This window comes from Enterococcus sp. R12, from assembly GCF_058135755.1.
Genome location: NZ_CM176874.1, coordinates 602,176 through 619,445, shown reverse-complemented (window position 1 = coordinate 619,445; position 17,270 = coordinate 602,176). Strand labels below are relative to the sequence as shown.

Genomic DNA, 17,270 nt, shown 5'->3' with positions numbered 1-17,270 from the left:
GAGAAATGAAGAATGTCAACGATCAATGTCAAAGAAGCAGCTATGAAACAAGCCGAGGAAAATGGGGGGAAATTAGCTGTTGTTTCTAAAGTCACTATTGACTCAAAAGAAGATTTAAGTATCGCTTACACTCCAGGGGTCGCAGCTGTTTCATCGGCGATTGCGGAAAACGAAGAACTCGCCTACACCTTGACCACGAAGAAAAATACCGTCGCCGTGATCAGCGATGGCTCGGCAGTTTTAGGTTTGGGCAACATTGGTGCCAAAGCCGCTATGCCGGTCATGGAAGGCAAAGCGGCCTTGTTCCAACGCTTTGCTGGGATCGACTCTATCCCGATCGTCCTAGACACGCAAGACACCGAAGAAATCATTCAAACGATCAAAGCGATCGCACCAACCTTTGGTGGGATCAATCTAGAAGATATCAGCGCCCCTCGCTGCTTTGAGATCGAACGACGCTTGATTGAGGAATTACCGATCCCCGTGTTCCACGATGACCAACACGGGACTGCCATCGTCGTTTTAGCCGCTTTGATCAATAGCCTGAAGCTGATCGACAAATCCTTTGAAGAGGTCAAAATCGTGATCAACGGCGGTGGTTCTGCTGGCCTTGCCATTACCCGAAAATTTCTGGCTGCTGGCATCAAACACATCACGGTCGTCGACAAAGCAGGGATCCTTTCAGAAACGAACCATGAACTTGCGCCCCATCACGCAGAAATCGCCAAAGTCACCAATCGTCAACAGCTAACAGGAACACTAGAAGATGCCCTTAAAGGAGCAGATGTCTTCGTAGGCGTTTCCGCTCCTGGTGTGCTGCACCCTGAATGGATCAAAACGATGGCAGAAAAACCAGTGATTTTTGCGATGGCGAATCCAACGCCAGAGATTTTTCCTGATGAAGCACTGGCAGCTGGCGCCTTTATCGTCGGTACTGGTCGCAGTGATTTCCCTAACCAGATCAATAATGTCTTGGCCTTTCCAGGAATCTTCCGAGGCGCATTAGACGCTCGAGCAAGAGACATCACGATCGAGATGCAGATCGCAGCAGCACAAGGGATCGCTAGTTTGATCCCCGAATCAGCATTGACTCCGACCACTATCATTCCAGATGCGTTTCAGCCTGATGTTGCTAAAGTCGTGGCAGAAAGCGTGAAGAATGCTGGGAAAAAATAGTTACGCCATAAAATGAAGAGTGGCCCCCTCTCAACAAATCAACATTGAGAGGGGGCTTGTGTTTTTATTCCAGATGCTTTTTTACAAACGAAAAGCACAGAAGTTCTTCACTTCTGTGCCGCAGGTAGCGTTAAAACGTCACAACCGCTTTGACCAATGGATCATCTTCTAACGTTTGGCGTTCTAGCGCCTCTTGCAGTTTTTCTAATGGGTATTCTTCCGTGATATATTTTGTGGGATCGATCATGCCACTAGCAATCAAGTCGATCGTTTCTTCAAACTCTTGGCGGGTGCATGAAACGCTGCCGATGAGCTTGATTTCTTGCAAGACCAACCGATTTAATGAAAAAGGAATTTCGGGAGCAACGGAATTTCCGATCGCCACGATCGTTGCACCAGGACGAGCAGCCTCAATGCACGTCGCTAAGGAACTGCTGGAACCGACTGCTTCAAAAATCAAATCGAACCCACCAGCAGACGCGTCTTTCAATACTTCCCCACGGTTTGGATCCTTGGCGTCAAAGTAATCGTCAAAGATTCCCAATTCCTTGGCTTTCTCTATTTTTGTATCGTTGATTTTGGACATCGCCACATAAGAAGCCCCAGCTTTTTTTGCCAATTCGCCAATCAATTGCCCGATGATCCCACTTCCAGAAACCAAGACTTTGTCATTTAACTTGATGTTGGATTTACGGACAGCATGATAGGCAACCATCAAAGGATCAATCAAGCTAGCCGCTGTATCTGAAACTGTATCTGGCAATTTATAAGCATTGGACGCTTTTCCGACAAACCGTTCGGCATAGGCGCCATTGCAGACAAAGCCGATATAATTGGTGCCATTTACTTCCCGACACAAATGCTCTTGCCCTTTTTGGCACATATCACATTTCCCACAATAAAGATTGGCCCAAAAAGCAACACGATCGCCGATTTTAAAGGAACTATCGCCTGCATCCGTCACGACACCGCAAAACTCGTGACCCATGATAAAATCGGACTCCCCTGTTTTGCCCCAACCTTTCCCTGCTTGCCACATATGCACGTCACTGCCGCAGACGCCGCACGCTGAAACTTGGATCTCGATCAGTCCTTCTTCCACTTTCGGCACAGGGACTTGTTTGACCTCGATTGTTTCTGGTCCTTTTAATACAGCAGCTTTCATGGTTTTTTCTGTCATTTCTGTTTCCTCCTCATTGCTTTTTCCTTTGCTTACTGTCATACTAACATTAAAGTTAACTTCAAAGTCAATGTTAAGGAGTGGAAAAAATGACCTATACAATATCCCAAGTTGCGAAAGCTTTAAATATCCCTACGTCAACCATCCGCTATTACGACAAAGAAGGCCTTTTGCCGACGTTAGCGCGCAAAGAATCTGGCTACCGTTTGTTTTCAGATACCGAAATTGAGATGCTGGAATTGATCGAATGTCTGAAGGAAACAGGCATGACCATTAAAGAGATCAAAGATTATGCACAATTGACACGCCTTGGTGATGACTCGCTGCAAGAACGCCATAAAATGTTTCTTGAACAAAAAAAAGCGCTGCAAGCGCAGATAGACGCTTTGCAGCAATCGATGGCGTTGATCGACCATAAGTGCTGGTATTATGAATCAGCGATCGCAGCCGGTACAGAACAAATCCATTTCCCAATCAAAATGTCTTTGAGAAACAAAGAGAAGTTTCAAGCGCTCACCGCGCAAAGCGAAGATCGCTAACGTTATGTATCGTTCACAGTACTATCTGTCTGCTTCTAGTGGCCCGAAGCAAACCTACTCTGGATATTTTTCAAATACTTGCTTGTCTGCTAGTGAATAGACTTGTTCATACAAATAATCAAAGAGGGTATTCATGTTTTCTTTCGTATCGCTCACTTCATCAAGGATCTCTTTTGCCGTCCGATGAGCGATATTCAAGCGCATTTCAGCGTTGTAGATCATCCGCTCTGCTTCAACCTGCGCTTCTTCAAGCGTCCGATCTGCTTTCTTTCTAGCAAATAGCAAAATATCCCGCATTTCCGCTTGAAACTGCTGATTTTCTTTTTGTAACTCTTGGTTTTCTTTTTGCAGCTCATTGACTGTTTTGCGAAGCGCAGCGGCTTCTTCTTCCTGAACACCTCGAGCCTGCTCCTCCAGCTGTGCTTCTTTTTCAGCGAGTTGGTTCGCCAAATTAGTGATGACCTCTTCTTTTTGGAGCAACAGCTGTTTTTGTTCTTGGGCTTTGCTTTCATACCATTGTTTTTCTCTCGCCCAATCCAAGCGTTCAAAAATCGCTTTTTCTTTCACTTGCTGGATATCCGATTGTGAGCGCTGCAAGGCTTCTGCATGGAGCCGTTTTTCAAGTTCGGTGATTCTCGTACGTGCCAATGCTAACTCTTGATGGGTTTGTTCAAAGCTCATATCTGCTGGTAGCTCAGGCGCCAGCTCCAACTGCCCCCTGTTGGCTTCTGCGCTAAACTCTTCAAAAGAGCGTTTTTCTTGGTAGCCCTGTAAGGGCGCATTGACGGTGTCATTGCGCTTTTTGGTGCTTTTACGCTTTTTCTTCCCTTTACTGCTTGTCGGATGGGGCATGCCAGTTTCTGACGACCAGGATTGCGCAGAGTGCTTAGGCGATCCTTCTGGCGCTGATCGTTCCTCTAGCCCTGCTTGTGCTGAAGGAGACGGTACCAGCGTCTGCCCGTTTCGTTGCCCCTGCTTTTTGCCTTTTTGGGGTTTACTACTGGTATCCGTTAGCCCTTGATCGTTACTCGTAGTCTTCTTTTTTGAGGTATCGGTGATCGTTTCTTTGACTGGTCCACTGACAACAGCTGCCTCAGCAGATCCGTTTTCTTTCTCATACGTTTCTTCAAATCCTTTTAATTCTTTCAATGATACTTGGTTCATTTCATCGAATAGCGTCTGAGCAGAAAACCACCCACGCCCCTTCTTCTTACTCATCCCATGAATCCCTCCCTTTCATCAATAACTCTTTTGATTGTTTCTTTCTAAGCGCCCGTGTCTGAAGCTTGAGCAAGCTCTTTTCGGCTGAGTACTTGCCACTGTCCCTGGGCATCACGGACGATCGTTTGTTCAAATGACGTATCGGGCGCATCTGCTACTTGTAAAACGAAATGGCACCGTTGCACGCCTTGTGCCTGTGATAGATCATCGATGATTCGTTCCAAGTTGGCCTCCCAAGTGGAAAAATCGTCAACTGAGCGCAAATGACTGGCACTCGTTAAGGTGATTTCTTGCAGCGGTTGGTCAATATGGATCAATACGACGGTCGGTCCTAAAAAGGGCGTCACTTGTGTCCCAAATTCTTCTTCTAGCTGAAATCGCGCTTCTCGATCATCCGCCATCAGCAGCGTCTGCCAAGCAAGGCTTTCAAAAGGGAGCCCCGCAGACGGGTACACCGATAACGGTTGTTGCATCCCTTCCATCTGTTCTTTTTGTAAATGCAAGATTTCCTGTTTCAGCTGCTGGCTTTCCTTTTCAATCCTACGAACTTGCGTCTGTAAGGAAAAATGGGGAAAGGTAAAAAGCAGCAGACTTAAAAGAAACAGACCACTGACCATCAGCAACGCTAACGGATGTTCATTACGAATCTTATGCTTAAAAAAAGCCAGTTTTCTTTTTTCCAACTCCGTCATGTTTGTTTGCCGCTCAAGCCTTCGAACAAAGATTTCGAGGTATCCCCGTTGAGCAAGTACCCCGATCGCCACAAAACAAAGCAGCAGTATACTGCCATAAACAATCTTCACGGACATCCCCCTTTCCAGCTTTCGGTCTCTAAATAAGCCTCGATTTTCAATCCGACACGCTGACTGACCTCGTTGAACCCTTAAAATAAATTCAAGACGACCCCACGAAGCGCCTCGCTCGTCACCATGCCAAATTCACGACTATCGATCGAGTGCATGATCGCATCCCCGACGACGAAATACTCACCTGGTTGCAAGATGCCCCCGATTGGCAGTTCCCTCGCCGTTTCTTGCGTCAGCGTAAAGGTATAGGAAAAATCATAATAGGAACCTGACGCACCCAATAGCAAGCGATTGCCACTGCGGGCATAAGAATCGCCAGGAACCCCGATCACTCGTTTTACGATCAGCCGCCCTTCATGCTCAAAAGCCACGAGATCATAGCGATGGGGCAGCTGATTCTTTTGAATAACGACTAACTCGTTGTTTTGAATGATGGGGACCATCGACTCACCGCTGACCCGAGCAATTTTGTAGTTTGAAAAGAAAAAGAACAGCAGCAGTAGCAGACAACTTATTCCCAACACACGAAGTGTCCATTGCTTTTGGAATCGACCCATGATACCTGTTGCTCCTCTACCATAATTTTACGTCGTACGTAGCCTTTGACTGATTATACCGTTGACTCTACCGCTTTTAGCGAAGGGCAGATGTTGCTGGAAGCTCTTCACTAGGAATCGAGCCTTCACATGAACCAAGAAAATCGGCTAAAATTGCCTTGCCGAGGCGTTCGATGGAATTTGGCTCAATCGGTCGTTCCAACCGATAGATGGGCTGTTCCAATTCCAGCAAAAAGAGCGGTTGATCGGTGACCAACACCTGGCGGGCGGTGAAAATCGACAGCTCACTCGTAGCCTCGACGACGACATCCACTCCTTGTGCAACCAGCCAATCCCTCAGACGTTGCTTGATCCAGCCTTTGATTTTCTCATTTCCACTCAAGTGATAGGTGATCATCAGCTGTTTGTTTTTTAACTGCTGCTTGTTTAAATACGTCTCCCCCAATGTCACCAAGTAGCGAGAAGCAGCGCTAGAAAGTGCCGTAGACTTTCCAATACCAGAAGACACTGCTGGCTTTTGACGATCCCGCTGTAATGGAGGGGGCACATGGAAGAGTCGATCCAGTAACATGACTGCTAACGTCACTTGCACGAATACGCGATCTTCTCTCAATGTCTCTGCTTGCTTAGGAAACGTCTCTCGCAAACTATCGCTTGGATCAAACGGCACCGTTTCTTCGACCCATGGATGTTTCAATAAAAACGAAAGTACCCCTTCATCTGCCATCATCAGGAATAGCAGGACACACCGTTCTTGCTGCGACAAGGATCTGCAGACCTCCAAGCCTTCGATGACAAAGCCCGTTTTTTCAAGAAACAACCGACAAAAGTCAGCCATTTCCCAATTTTCCTCCAAGCGCCCACCTTGTTGCGCCCGCAAAAGAAAGACCTTCGTCCACTGCAGCGAAACCACTGGATCGATCGGCAAGGAGGGGCGATACCGCAGTGTCAACGTCTCAGCCAGCTGCTCAAAGAGTTGGTGGGGCTGTTCCTCTTCCTCAAAATAAAAGGCTTTATAAAAATACCGTATATTTCCTTCTGCCCCTTCTAGGCACCACTGCTTTTTATTCAAAGTCAGCTCATAAGCAGCGAACAAGGTCTGAAGCTGGCGGCATTGTTTCAAAAAGGTTTGATTGCCTAACCCGGTGATGGCAGCCAGTTTTTCAGGTATCCCCGTTTCTTGCTGACACAAGAAATGCAGAAACAACAGATTTGGGTCATCCGCCAGCAATGCTCGCTTTTTTTCCTGATACTCCGCCAATTCTTGGATCACCAATTCATAGCCATTGCTGGCAGATGCGAGGATCGTCGAAGCCCCAAACAGTTGGCGAAGTTCCTCAATGTCTGAAATAATCGTCCGCCGTGAAGCACCGCACGCTTGTGCCAACTGCTGCCCACTTAAATGACCGTAACATTCCAACTGCCGCAAAATCGTCAGTTGCCGTTTGCGCGTCATTGAAAATAAACTGTTCATCAATAAAGACGGCTTGTTTCTCATCGTTTCACCTCCCCACACATCCGAAAGTAGAGAAGCTGCAGGCAATTTCCAGCAGCTTCTGCTTGATTCTTATTAAAACCTCGTTTTTCTGCGCTCACATAATGGTATCAACGGTTTCCATCGGAACAACGCTGCCTCCCTTTTGCTTTTACTGCTCCTCTCACCAGTAAATCGATGGTCGCTAGCAGCAAAGCGAGGGTATTGCTGTCTGCCTGTCTGATTTTTCAAGAACAACTAAAAAAGCGTAACGGAACTGCAGCTGCCGCTTGCCTTTTTTCCATGAAGGAAACATCACCAGCTAAGCAAGACAAAGAAATCCAAAACCTTTCTATCTTATGTGATCGCTCGTTTTTCTGTGTCTTTTCTTCTATTGCTCACTGTTTTCCTTAGCCTTTTTTTTCTTGTTAATGATTAAAACAACAACGATGATCAGCAACAAAACAAGTGCGGCGATTCCGCCTATCAGCCACCAATTTGTTTCTGGTTCCAATGTCACGTCTTCCTCATTCAAACGTCGAGCATCAGCAGCCGCAATCGTAAAGGGTTCTTCCCAATGCCATTCCTCCCCTTGTGAACGGGCCGTCATAGTCAGGACATAGTCTCCTGGACGGAAACGCTCGCCGTTTAGAGGGATCGGAAAATCCATATGCGAATTTGGTGCCATCTGCATACTTGTGCGCTGTGTTTCATACAAGACGGTGTCGCTGCCGCTGGCACGAACCTCGGCATCAATTTCTATGTGGTTGACGAAAGTCGGTGTGTAGTTTTGAATCTTGGCACTGATCACGTTCCGATAATTGACTTGACTGGCAAAAACTTCCAGCAATTCAAGTCCCGGATCCGTTGACGAGCGGTTATTGCTTACGACGACTCCTAAAATAAAGGCAAACTCATTACGAATCCCGATTCCTTCTGTTTCCGCCTCCGCTGCCGCTGCATCGCGGACCTCTTCTACTCGGATCGATCCTGCCAGTACTCCTTCAAATTCTTCTTCAGGCATCGTCAGAGGAAGGGTAAGGATCTGTTCTTCTTGGGCTTCTAAGGTGATGACCCCGGGTGCTTCAATCAATTCGGCAATCGAGGCCGGCAATGTCGGATCAGGATATTCGGCATCACGACCGTATTCTACTACTCCGTTGACGTTGGTGAAGGCAGTATGAGCCGATACTTCGACGTCGATGGTTTCTTCCGATGTATTTTGGATGCGTAACTGCAATTCCTCTTGTTCCCCTGCGCCTAAATTCAGATCAAAATAGCCGCTGGCACCGCCTTCTATCTGGCTATCAGGGAAAATCGGGGTGACAAAAAAATTCAACTCTGATTCTATGTCATCATTTGCTCGTACTGGTGTCGGCAAAGTAATCAATGAGCAAAGCATGATCATTGCAGTCAAAAGCCGCAGCCAGCGTTGGTTTGTTGGTTGTTCGATCACTGTTGGTTCTCCTTCCAAAAAAAGGCAGGAATAACGGTCTACTCCTGCCAGTTGTTTCACATTATTGTTGCGTTGCTTTGAAAATTAGTCTTCTTGATTTGAATCGTTGTCCTCTTCACCGCCGCCATTTTCATCGCCACCATTTTCACCATCTTCACCTACTGTGGTAGATAATGTCCAGGTCAAGGTTGCTGTATAGGTGTCTTGTTGTGGAGTCGCAGCTGATGGAAGATACAGCTGAATACGATCATTCAGAATCGTGTCGTTAAAATCATCATCATTAAACTGCTCCATCATTTTGTCTTGGTCTCCCCAGAAGACAGAGGAGCGTCCTTGTCCTTGGTTGGCTCCTGCGGTCATGACTGGAATGCTCGATGCTAAATCTGTATTAGCATTTAAAATCACACGATCGCCATCAGTTTCAGTTACTGGTGCTACAGGCGCTTCGTTAGCAGGCCCGGTACCATCATTGTGTTTGATCTGCGGATCAATGAAGTGAAGCTGGGCGCCATAGAGGATATCTTTTGTATCTTTACCGACAAAATCTGTTAAAGAAAGACTTAACGTCCAATCTGCCGCACTGTTTCCTCGTGTATCACTGACTTGTGCGAAGGAAACGTAAGGAACTTCGCCTGTAAGCTCATCATCAATTGCAAGTGGATGTTCTTCATCTACTTTTTGCATTTCAGCAATCACAGAATATTCAGCTGAAGATGAAGTAATGGCTTGTTCACCAAAATCGAACATTTCTGGCACGTAAACGATCGTTAATGGACCTTTTACTGGAAGCGGATCAATGATAACTGGTGGGTAAGGAATTGGATTTTCAACGTCATCAACGTCATCTTCCCCTTCGACAAAGTTAACCTCATTTGGTGTCTCTACTTCAAAAAGTGGTGTTCTTGGTTGATTATTTTCTTCCTCATCTGCTACTACTTGTACGCCGCCTGCGAAGATCGTAGAGGTCAGTACAGCGACTGTTGTTAAGCGAATCCATTTCATTTTTATTCCTTCTTTCTTTTAAATTAGTTTGTTTCATCGGCTTGCGCCGTTGGAACTGTTTCTCCTGATTGGGGGGTGGTGGTGCTCAATTGCCATGTCAATGTCGCCACATAGAGGGCTTCATCTTTGGCGGTGGCTCCCGGGACGAACAACTGGATCGCCTCATTGCGAACCACCGGCGCTTGGTCATGGAACTGTGCATTCAGCTCATCTTGATCGCCCCAAACAACGGATGAGGTGCCTGCCCCTTTGCCCGCATCGGCGGTCAGAACAGCTTGTGCCGCCCCATTGGCATCCAAACGTAAGCCCGCTTCATGGGCACACGGTGCATTCTCTTGATTAAAGCTAATGTACTCGACTTCGCGTGAGGCAAAGATGATTTGCGCCCCTCGCAGTTCATTGTGCTGCGTCCCAGATTCAAACGCACTCAATGCTACCGTCAAACGCCAGCCAGCATTTGACCCGCGGGTATCTTGTACTTGGGCGAAAGAAACATAGGGCACTTTGTTTTCTTCCCCTTGAGTATCCGCTAGTTGTTGTTCCTCTGCCACCATCGAATAGACGGCATCGCGGTTGGAGATTTCTTGGGTACCAAAATCCAAAGTCGGCGCATAAGCGATCGTCAATGGCCCTGTTTGTCCGTCTGGTCCGATCGGCGGGATCACCACATCTGGTCCGTCTGGTCCTGGATCAGGTGGGATGACTTCCGTCGGGTCTCGGTCATTGGGCACAAAGCTGACTTGACCATCGGTTTCAGCGACTCTTACTTCAGCGGCGGTCCCTTGGAACCCGCCAATCAAAAGGGTTGCGGCAAGTACGGTACTCGTTGCAAATCGCAAAAATCTCATAAGATCATTCCCTTATTCTCTCTTGCTCAATTTTTCTGGTGTTCGTGAGGTTGCTCGTTCTTTTTGGTACCTGCGTGTCTTCTTCACTGTTGCATAGCCAGCGATCAATAGCAGCAAGGATCCGAGTGCCGTGGCACTGGAACTTTTTCGGGTATTCGTCTGGGGCAAACGTCCCCCATCGCCGCCAGGCTGTGACGGTCCGCTCGGTGGTGAAGGTTCTGGTTTGTCTGTCTCATAGACACCCGTGAACTGCACTGAGCCTTCTGTATCGACGGAACGCTGCTCTTGTGCCGAAACCAAAATCGTCGAAGCACTGATCACTTGAAAAAAAGCAGCGAAGATCATCAGGTGGACCCAAACATTCCCCCTCGCTCTTTTCATTCTCCCTCCCCCTTTTTGACATCATCAAGCCTAAAAACCACCATTTTTTAGACACCCTCACTTAAACGGTAACCTTGAACAAAGTCGATCGGTCTTTGTTTCAGTTGGCTTTCAAAAACGCTGGTTTTTACCCTCGATATACTTCATTATAGCTATCTTTGTGATGCGGGAAAAATCAATAAATTCACTGGCTGATGAAATCGATGCCTAGATAAAAAAAACAAACCCCCGTTTTAAATAAATTGTTCACCAGAGAATCTGACTAAAGTGAGCAATCCTTAACATATGTCAAAACGCTTGTTATCATAGAAAAAACATTTATCACTCTCCAAAGCACCCGCAGTTCTTCCTTGTATAAAAGTACAATAAAATAACGTCAAAAAAGGAGTGTCATCCTTATTAAGAACGTTCCTCTCTTTTCATTTGATTCCCCAAGCTACATTTGTCGGGTATTCTTTCTTTTATGTCGTTTTTCTTAGAATCACTAAACTGATAAGAACAAGGAGCATGTCTATCAGTGGTAGCCTTCCGCTCGGTTGGGTATTTTTCTGCGGAAAATGGTTGGGTGGTTCCTCGACGATTAACGGAGCAGCAGCTATGGTTCTTCTTTCAGATCGCCACTTTTACCGTACACTTTCACTTATCCAGCCCTTTACTGAGCAATCCGTTGTTCTCAATACAGGTGATGCTGTCAAAACAAAGAGTACTCCGATGGCTATTGGGGCTCTAAAAATTTGGCGTTACCTGTCCATTGCTTTATCCTCTCTATCTAACATCCCTCATTACTCCTTAGAAATGCCGCTTTGCCAAATAAACAATTCCTAAATGAATCATTTTGTTGACTCTCTTACAAATAATTCTTCAGTCATCCATTTTTGGTTATTATTTACAGAACGAATCGATTCTTCTAACCTTCCCCTTAAGAATTTCTCAATTTCTTGTTCTACAGTTCCCTTCCACACGTCCGAAAACATATATTATTGGCTGTTCAATTGCACCAAAAAAGCAGCAGACGATCACTCCTAGGTTTTCACCAAAAGGAGCAAACATCTGCTGCCAATTCTCTTATGTTAAGTAAGCCCCTACGAAAAGGATCGTCTGGGTCGTTTCATTTATGTATACTTTTTTTTACAAATAAGCTATTTCTTCCTACTTAAAAGAAACGCTTCTTTGCAGATCCTTGTGCTTTACCTATTGATCATTCTCCTAAAGATTGCTTCTCTTTCCTTGTTCTGTCGCGCTGCACCCAAAAATACATAACCAGCAGAAAGAAATAGCCTAGCAAAAGAATGACTTGTCCCAATTGAAACCAGCTGCGAAGGATCACAGATATGCTGGGAAAGAAATAATATACGCCATATTGTGCCACCGATATGCCTACCGATAAACAGGCAAAAATGATAAAAAGTTTCATTCCATTGATGTCCTACCTTCATACGCTTTTTGTATTCTTTGTGACTTGTCTTACAAGGTAACTCGTTTCGCCGAAAAGGTCAACCAGCGTTCGTCATTGCCACGATCCTGACCAGTCAGTCTAACGTTTCTAAAAAAGCTCTTACTCAAGCAAGGAAGACCAACCAATTGCCTTCCCCACTGCGTTGTTTGAGTAGCCCTTTTGCTCTTGGTTATTCTCAAGGGTCCTTACCACCTGAAAATTGTCCGTTTCGCCCCACTACTACTCTTCATTTCTATCCCAAAAACGCTCTATCTATAAAACTTCCCCAATAGTCTATTGCTCGTCATCGTTTTCCATTTATCGCAAGCTTTTCTCCCAATTCTCAGACACAACTCGGCGCACCAAGAATGAATGTTCAGGACTCTGCTAAATGCTCGCTCAAATAAATCAAGCCCATTTTAGGTTTTTGCGTTAGCTTTGCCCCCGTGATCTCACGATAAAAATACTTATGGTCATTTTCAATCATTTCAATGACTTCTTCCTCACTCATCCCAAGGTCATCTAGCAATCCTTCTTTGCGATTGTTGCTGATTTCCATCAATATTTGCAATTGTGCATCAATCGCCAATAAGTTGCCCCATTGAACAAACAGGTTTTCTTCCTTGCTATGAAAAATCGTTAAAAACTCTTTTGCTAACCGATGATAAAAGGCATTTAGTTTTGGAAAAAAGCGTAACACCCCTTGTTTTTCTAGCTCTGTTTGAAAATGCGCCAAATATTCTTCTGCTCCCGCTATCTTTTCTGCCAGCATATTAGCCTCCTCGTAATCTATCTGTACGATCGTTCCCAGTTTCCCTCTTCTAGTAACCGTAGATTTTCTTCAACCAATCTCTTTTCCTTCTATCTCATTCGTGGACAGCCTTCAACGACACTGCATTTCTAGGTATTGATGGCACATTCACGCACTTGCTAGTTCCATTTATTTTCCATCTTCTCTCTTTTGATCCAACCAACAATTCACAGGTTTCCTCTTGAGAAAAAACAAATACTCCTAAGCATCGGACTATGGTCTCACTATAGCGTCAAATCTCTTTAAAAAAAAATAGCAATTTTCACCTGTCGGTGAAAAAACCTACATTGTTCCAAATAGTTTCAACGTTTACATTCATTAGAATAATAAAAACTTTGTATTTAGTCAAATAAATTAAAAACAAACATAAAAATTGAAGTATTTTAAGCAATTGTTTATAATGTGATTAATTCTTTTTTAAATTCAACGGGGGCATCTATGAAAAATTTTCAGTTAAAATTTATCAAAAATCGTTCTTTAATTCGACGATTGCAATTATTAAATGAATTTGAGAAGAATCCGTCTTCAACATTGGGCGATTTATCAGAAGTAACAAAAAGCAGTACTCGCACGATCATTGCGGACATTGCTATGATTCGTGAACATTTCAATGATGCAATCGAAATCTACTCCTCGAAGTTTGGTTATTTATTTGAAGAACTGGATCCCGAGGCATATATCAAACAAAAACAAAACTTAGTCAAAGATGAACCTTTTTTTATGATTCTCGAAAGTATTTTTTTCGATGAATTACAATCGGTGCTGGATTGGAGCCTGACCCTTAATCTTTCTGAACAAGCATTGCTTGGCTACTTAAAAAAAATGAATGGCTTATTAAAGCCCTTCAACCTTCGCCTATCAACGAATCCTGTCACACTGGTGGGTTCCGAGATCGATATTCGCCGCTTTTTTTGTCTGTTTTATTATGAGTCCGATATCAATGTCAATACGATCTTCCCGTCATTGGATGTCCAAGATGCCGTGATTGAGATCACGAATCTTTTGCATTCAAAAAAACAACCGGCTTCTACCTTTTCTTACTTTTCCTATATTCTCTACATCACGCTGGAACGCAGCAAGAAAGGGTTGCAGGTCGAACTTTCTCCTGAGCTGAAGGAGATTTTTTATGCTTACGATTCATTGATTTCTCCAGAGACGTTGACGGAGATCCTTTATTCTTATTTTCATTATCGCCTACCTGAAGATGAAATCATTTATTTGCTTCTTTGCCTCATCTGTCGCCGAAAAATCAATCATCCTTCGATCGAAGAATTTTGCCAATCCTACAATCGCTGGCCTGAGATCAAACAAGTGGCAAAAGATTTCTATGCCATTAATCGCGGCAATTCCTACGATGAACAAAAAGACTTACACTGGTTAGAGTCGTTTTTTACGATCGTGAAAATACGCGACATGCTCTCTCCCATCATGAATGTCAATATTGACGATCTTACCCAATTCGTCAAAGACAAGTTTTCCCACGAATATAAGAGAAACTATGCATTTTTGGCAAAGCATAAGCTAGTCAAAAAGCTCTATTCGCCTTCTTATCTCGAAGACTTTTGTGCCAGTCTAACGATTCACATGGAAGCGATCAAAGAAGAAAATTGGGGGACACAACGGACGATCGCTGTGATTTTTGAAGGAAATGAATATGTCTGCGAATATGCCGAAAGTATCGTACGGAAATATCTAGGACGCTTCCACACGTTGTATTATCCTGATGCCAGCGAACTCTCCCCAGCCTATTTAAAGGAAAAGCAAATTGATCTGCTAGTAACCAATTATTCGGAATATACGATGGAATATTTGCTTGAAGTCGAGTGTATCCTGCTAAAATCTTTTCCAGATGCCACGGATTGGAATCGATTACTTAACCAAATCAATCCACGAATCTTGCGTCTGGTGGTTTTGAACAACGCATAGGACATTTTCTCAGGCACTATCTTGTAGGATCGTTGCAGCTGCAACTCGTTATTTTATAAGAACAACTCCTACATAACGAGTGGTTGAAACTCTGATCGATCAAGCCGATCAGAGTGTTCATTTCTCGCTGAGGTAGATCAACCCATGGGGGGCTTTCTGGTTCGTGCCGATCCCTGCCATTTGTCGGTAATAGACATTTTTGTCCTTTTTGATCATCTTGACGATCTCTTCTTCTGCCAATTCGATTTCTATAAAAATGTCCGAAAAAAAGCAAAATAAAAGAAATTCGTTGTAATTTTACACACCTTCTAAAAAAATTCATTTTTCTTTGGTATACTGAATATAGATCTGCGTATCATTAGATTTACGTTGCCCGTTAGTGAAGTTTCAGGCAACGTTTCTTTATGGGGGATAGATAAAAAATGGAAGAGAAAAAGATTTTTGAGAAGCGGTGGTTATTAGCTACCAGTGAACAACGAGAGAAATACCATGCCTTGATTGCCTCTTACCCTTCAATCGAATGGACATTCAAAGAAAAAAGCTACCTTTTATGGCTTTGTCAGTTAGATAGTGATACGTTCGAAACCTTTGAAGCGATTTTTGATAAACTAGTAAATGCCAACTAATTATTTTCGCGTAGGCTGTTCTTTCACCAAAACAACCCAATCTTTTGGTATTCAGGAATAGTGGGCATATTTTCAGATAACTCCTTTTTTTATTAGACAAACGAATATAAGCCGCACCCGTCGATCGTAACGGTTGCGGCTTTTCTCTTTGATCTATCCACCTATGTCCTCGTCATGCTGTTTTGCAACACGTGTATCAGGTTGTGGGAACGCTTAACGCTTGCCCTAACTGAGGATCGATTTTTTCAATCACTCTTAGCCAATCTTGATGATCGGGGATTGCTTTGAGTAAAAGAGAATCAGTCGATAAGATGAACTCTGATAAATATTCACTATAATTCGTGACCACAAGATCAATGGCGTTTTCCTTCAAATAATCGCTCGTCAATTCATTGATTTTTGGAAAGAATACCCGATGATCATTGCCGACATAACGCAAAAAGCGCGCACGGATCGTGTGACAGGCATAGAGATCACCTTCTATTATCAACGCAATCCGTTTGACTTTTTGTGCATAAAGCTCCCTAATTGCTTCACTATAAAGGGTCAGTGCGGCACAAATATCTGACAGATACTCCTGTTTGATTCCTAGAATCGCTTGGTGCTGCTTCATAAATGCCAGATTTTTTTGATAAGCAGCAGAACCATGCTTTTGCGCTTCATTTTTTACTTCTGTTAGCAAGTGATTTAAAACGGGCGCCAGCTGCTCATTGATTTTCTTTGACAGGAAAAAGGCGTGGATCATCGTCTGAACCTGTTGAGGCTCTTGAAAGGAAATGCCCCATTCTTGCACGAAGCGCTGACTCAGTTCTTCGAGTTCAGGATACAGCCCAAACGCTGCAACGAATTGCTGCTCTTTTTCAGGCTCGGTCAAAGTCCGTTTCATCACGGTCACTAAATAAAGCCACATCATTTCTTGTTGCGGTAGTCTTACTCGGTATAACGCTTCGATTTTAGGCGCTAAGTTCTTCATTATCGCAAATGCCTCATGCGTTTCGACGATTGCTGCCAACGATCGAGGAATCTGAACGGTCTTTCCCAGTTGATAGCGCTTGATCGCAATATACAAACTATAATAAAAATCACTCGGAGAAACGCCTGTATTCACCAGCGCTGTGGGAATTTTTGAGAAGGCATCACTGACTAACGCAATCAGTTCTTTGGGGGGCAAGAGCGTATGCGGCGTGACATCTGATTCGTAATAAAAATCTTTAAAAAACTTGCGAATATTGGCTTCTGATCCACTCAAATTGACCGGTTGCAAGATCCACTCCAAATGATACTTTCGTAACGTCGCAGAAGCGGTATTCAAATAGCGACGCATCGTACTTTCTGATACATACAAGCGCTGCGCCCACTCTTCAACCGAACAGAATTCCCCGTGGAAAATGGCTTCCACGATTTGATACATGCCTTCTTCTGCAACAAGCTCCTTTTTTTGAGACAAGTATCTTTTCGGATCAGTTTCCCTAAAATGATAGCCATTGGCTTCAAGAGTAAATTCCGCTGCCTCCTGCAGATAGATTTTCAATTCCTTGATGTCAGAGCTGATCGTCCTTTGGGTCACATCAAGCTTGTTGGCTAAACTTGCGATGGAACAAGTCCGTTCTCGCTCAAAGGTATTTAACATTTGAAGCCATCGAACGGTCGTTTTGTTTAGCATAAAATTTAACTGCAATTCTCTCATTTTGCCCTCCGTGTTTCTCCTTCACCGACTGGTTTCTTTTCTATAGTACAATATTTGCGTCTATAAAAAAACCTTCCTATTTCCCAAATTTACTTAAGTTGGTGTTAGAATATGTACTTAAGTGAACAAACAAGGTATTCTCTAT

Annotated in this window: 17 protein-coding genes; 5 read left to right on the top strand and 12 right to left on the bottom strand. The window is 44.2% G+C overall.

Annotation, left to right across the window (positions count from 1 at the left end; all coding sequences use genetic code 11):
- Nucleotides 1-12: 12 nt before the first annotated feature.
- Entirely contained in the window at nt 13-1,176 is a 1,164-nt protein-coding gene (locus ACTW1R_RS02885) for an NAD(P)-dependent malic enzyme (protein WP_015509016.1), read from the top strand.
- Nucleotides 1,177-1,306: 130 nt separating this feature from the next.
- Here the strand turns inward: ACTW1R_RS02885 and ACTW1R_RS02880 are convergent, their stop codons facing one another.
- Nucleotides 1,307-2,356 (bottom strand): zinc-dependent alcohol dehydrogenase, encoded by a 1,050-nt coding sequence (locus ACTW1R_RS02880; RefSeq protein ID WP_240935748.1) that lies wholly within the window; start codon nt 2,354-2,356, stop codon nt 1,307-1,309.
- An 89-nt stretch (nt 2,357-2,445) separates the two neighbouring features.
- Here ACTW1R_RS02880 and ACTW1R_RS02875 point away from each other — a divergent pair, with 89 nt between their 5' ends.
- The gene (locus ACTW1R_RS02875; RefSeq protein ID WP_015509014.1) at nt 2,446-2,895 is read left to right on the top strand and encodes a MerR family transcriptional regulator; all 450 of its coding nucleotides are present in this window, start codon (nt 2,446-2,448) and stop codon (nt 2,893-2,895) included.
- Nucleotides 2,896-2,949: 54 nt separating this feature from the next.
- Here the strand turns inward: ACTW1R_RS02875 and ACTW1R_RS02870 are convergent, their stop codons facing one another.
- The 8 genes from ACTW1R_RS02870 to ACTW1R_RS02835 all read right to left on the bottom strand — a co-directional run bounded on the left by ACTW1R_RS02870 (nt 2,950) and on the right by ACTW1R_RS02835 (nt 10,640).
- Entirely contained in the window at nt 2,950-4,113 is a 1,164-nt protein-coding gene (locus tag ACTW1R_RS02870; protein ID WP_167822113.1) for a hypothetical protein, read from the bottom strand.
- Nucleotides 4,114-4,160: 47 nt separating this feature from the next.
- Nucleotides 4,161-4,925 (bottom strand): hypothetical protein, encoded by a 765-nt coding sequence (locus ACTW1R_RS02865; RefSeq protein ID WP_271814145.1) that lies wholly within the window; start codon nt 4,923-4,925, stop codon nt 4,161-4,163.
- A gap of 74 nt (nt 4,926-4,999) precedes the next feature.
- Nucleotides 5,000-5,479 (bottom strand): signal peptidase I, encoded by a 480-nt coding sequence (gene lepB / locus ACTW1R_RS02860; RefSeq protein WP_086339129.1) that lies wholly within the window; start codon nt 5,477-5,479, stop codon nt 5,000-5,002.
- A gap of 76 nt (nt 5,480-5,555) precedes the next feature.
- Nucleotides 5,556-6,977, bottom strand: a complete 1,422-nt coding sequence (locus tag ACTW1R_RS02855; protein ID WP_271814140.1) for an HTH domain-containing protein — start codon at nt 6,975-6,977, stop codon at nt 5,556-5,558.
- A gap of 367 nt (nt 6,978-7,344) precedes the next feature.
- Nucleotides 7,345-8,409, bottom strand: coding sequence for a WxLIP family cell surface protein (locus ACTW1R_RS02850; protein ID WP_218212299.1), 1,065 nt, complete (start codon nt 8,407-8,409; stop codon nt 7,345-7,347).
- 84 nt (nt 8,410-8,493) lie between these two features.
- Nucleotides 8,494-9,411 (bottom strand): WxL domain-containing protein, encoded by a 918-nt coding sequence (locus ACTW1R_RS02845; protein WP_271814137.1) that lies wholly within the window; start codon nt 9,409-9,411, stop codon nt 8,494-8,496.
- A gap of 23 nt (nt 9,412-9,434) precedes the next feature.
- Nucleotides 9,435-10,259: a WxL domain-containing protein gene (locus tag ACTW1R_RS02840; RefSeq protein ID WP_034868768.1), complete on the bottom strand. Its 825-nt coding sequence runs from the start codon at nt 10,257-10,259 to the stop codon at nt 9,435-9,437.
- Between the two features lie 12 nt (nt 10,260-10,271).
- Nucleotides 10,272-10,640, bottom strand: coding sequence for an LPXTG cell wall anchor domain-containing protein (locus tag ACTW1R_RS02835; RefSeq protein WP_271814133.1), 369 nt, complete (start codon nt 10,638-10,640; stop codon nt 10,272-10,274).
- Nucleotides 10,641-11,147: 507 nt separating this feature from the next.
- On the opposite strand from ACTW1R_RS02835, the gene ACTW1R_RS02830 reads away from it, so the two are divergent.
- Nucleotides 11,148-11,465: a hypothetical protein gene (locus ACTW1R_RS02830; RefSeq protein WP_159098053.1), complete on the top strand. Its 318-nt coding sequence runs from the start codon at nt 11,148-11,150 to the stop codon at nt 11,463-11,465.
- A 986-nt stretch (nt 11,466-12,451) separates the two neighbouring features.
- Here ACTW1R_RS02830 and ACTW1R_RS02825 read toward each other — a convergent pair.
- On the bottom strand, nt 12,452-12,847 hold the full coding sequence (locus ACTW1R_RS02825; protein ID WP_005227597.1) for a DUF7006 family protein: 396 nt from the start codon (nt 12,845-12,847) through the stop codon (nt 12,452-12,454).
- A gap of 477 nt (nt 12,848-13,324) precedes the next feature.
- Here ACTW1R_RS02825 and ACTW1R_RS02820 point away from each other — a divergent pair, with 477 nt between their 5' ends.
- Nucleotides 13,325-14,812 carry an AcpB/EbpR/MafR family transcriptional regulator gene (locus ACTW1R_RS02820; RefSeq protein ID WP_005227596.1) on the top strand — a complete coding sequence of 496 codons (1,488 nt, stop codon included), beginning with the start codon at nt 13,325-13,327 and terminating at the stop codon, nt 14,810-14,812.
- Nucleotides 14,813-14,929: 117 nt separating this feature from the next.
- On the opposite strand, the gene ACTW1R_RS02815 is transcribed toward ACTW1R_RS02820, so the two are convergent.
- Nucleotides 14,930-15,052, bottom strand: a complete 123-nt coding sequence (locus ACTW1R_RS02815; protein WP_254907890.1) for a DUF7006 family protein — start codon at nt 15,050-15,052, stop codon at nt 14,930-14,932.
- A 182-nt stretch (nt 15,053-15,234) separates the two neighbouring features.
- Here ACTW1R_RS02815 and ACTW1R_RS02810 point away from each other — a divergent pair, with 182 nt between their 5' ends.
- Nucleotides 15,235-15,438, top strand: a complete 204-nt coding sequence (locus tag ACTW1R_RS02810) for a hypothetical protein (protein WP_005227584.1) — start codon at nt 15,235-15,237, stop codon at nt 15,436-15,438.
- A 196-nt stretch (nt 15,439-15,634) separates the two neighbouring features.
- Here ACTW1R_RS02810 and ACTW1R_RS02805 read toward each other — a convergent pair whose 3' ends face one another.
- Nucleotides 15,635-17,125, bottom strand: coding sequence for an AcpB/EbpR/MafR family transcriptional regulator (locus ACTW1R_RS02805; protein ID WP_489927389.1), 1,491 nt, complete (start codon nt 17,123-17,125; stop codon nt 15,635-15,637).
- Nucleotides 17,126-17,270 lie beyond the last annotated feature (145 nt).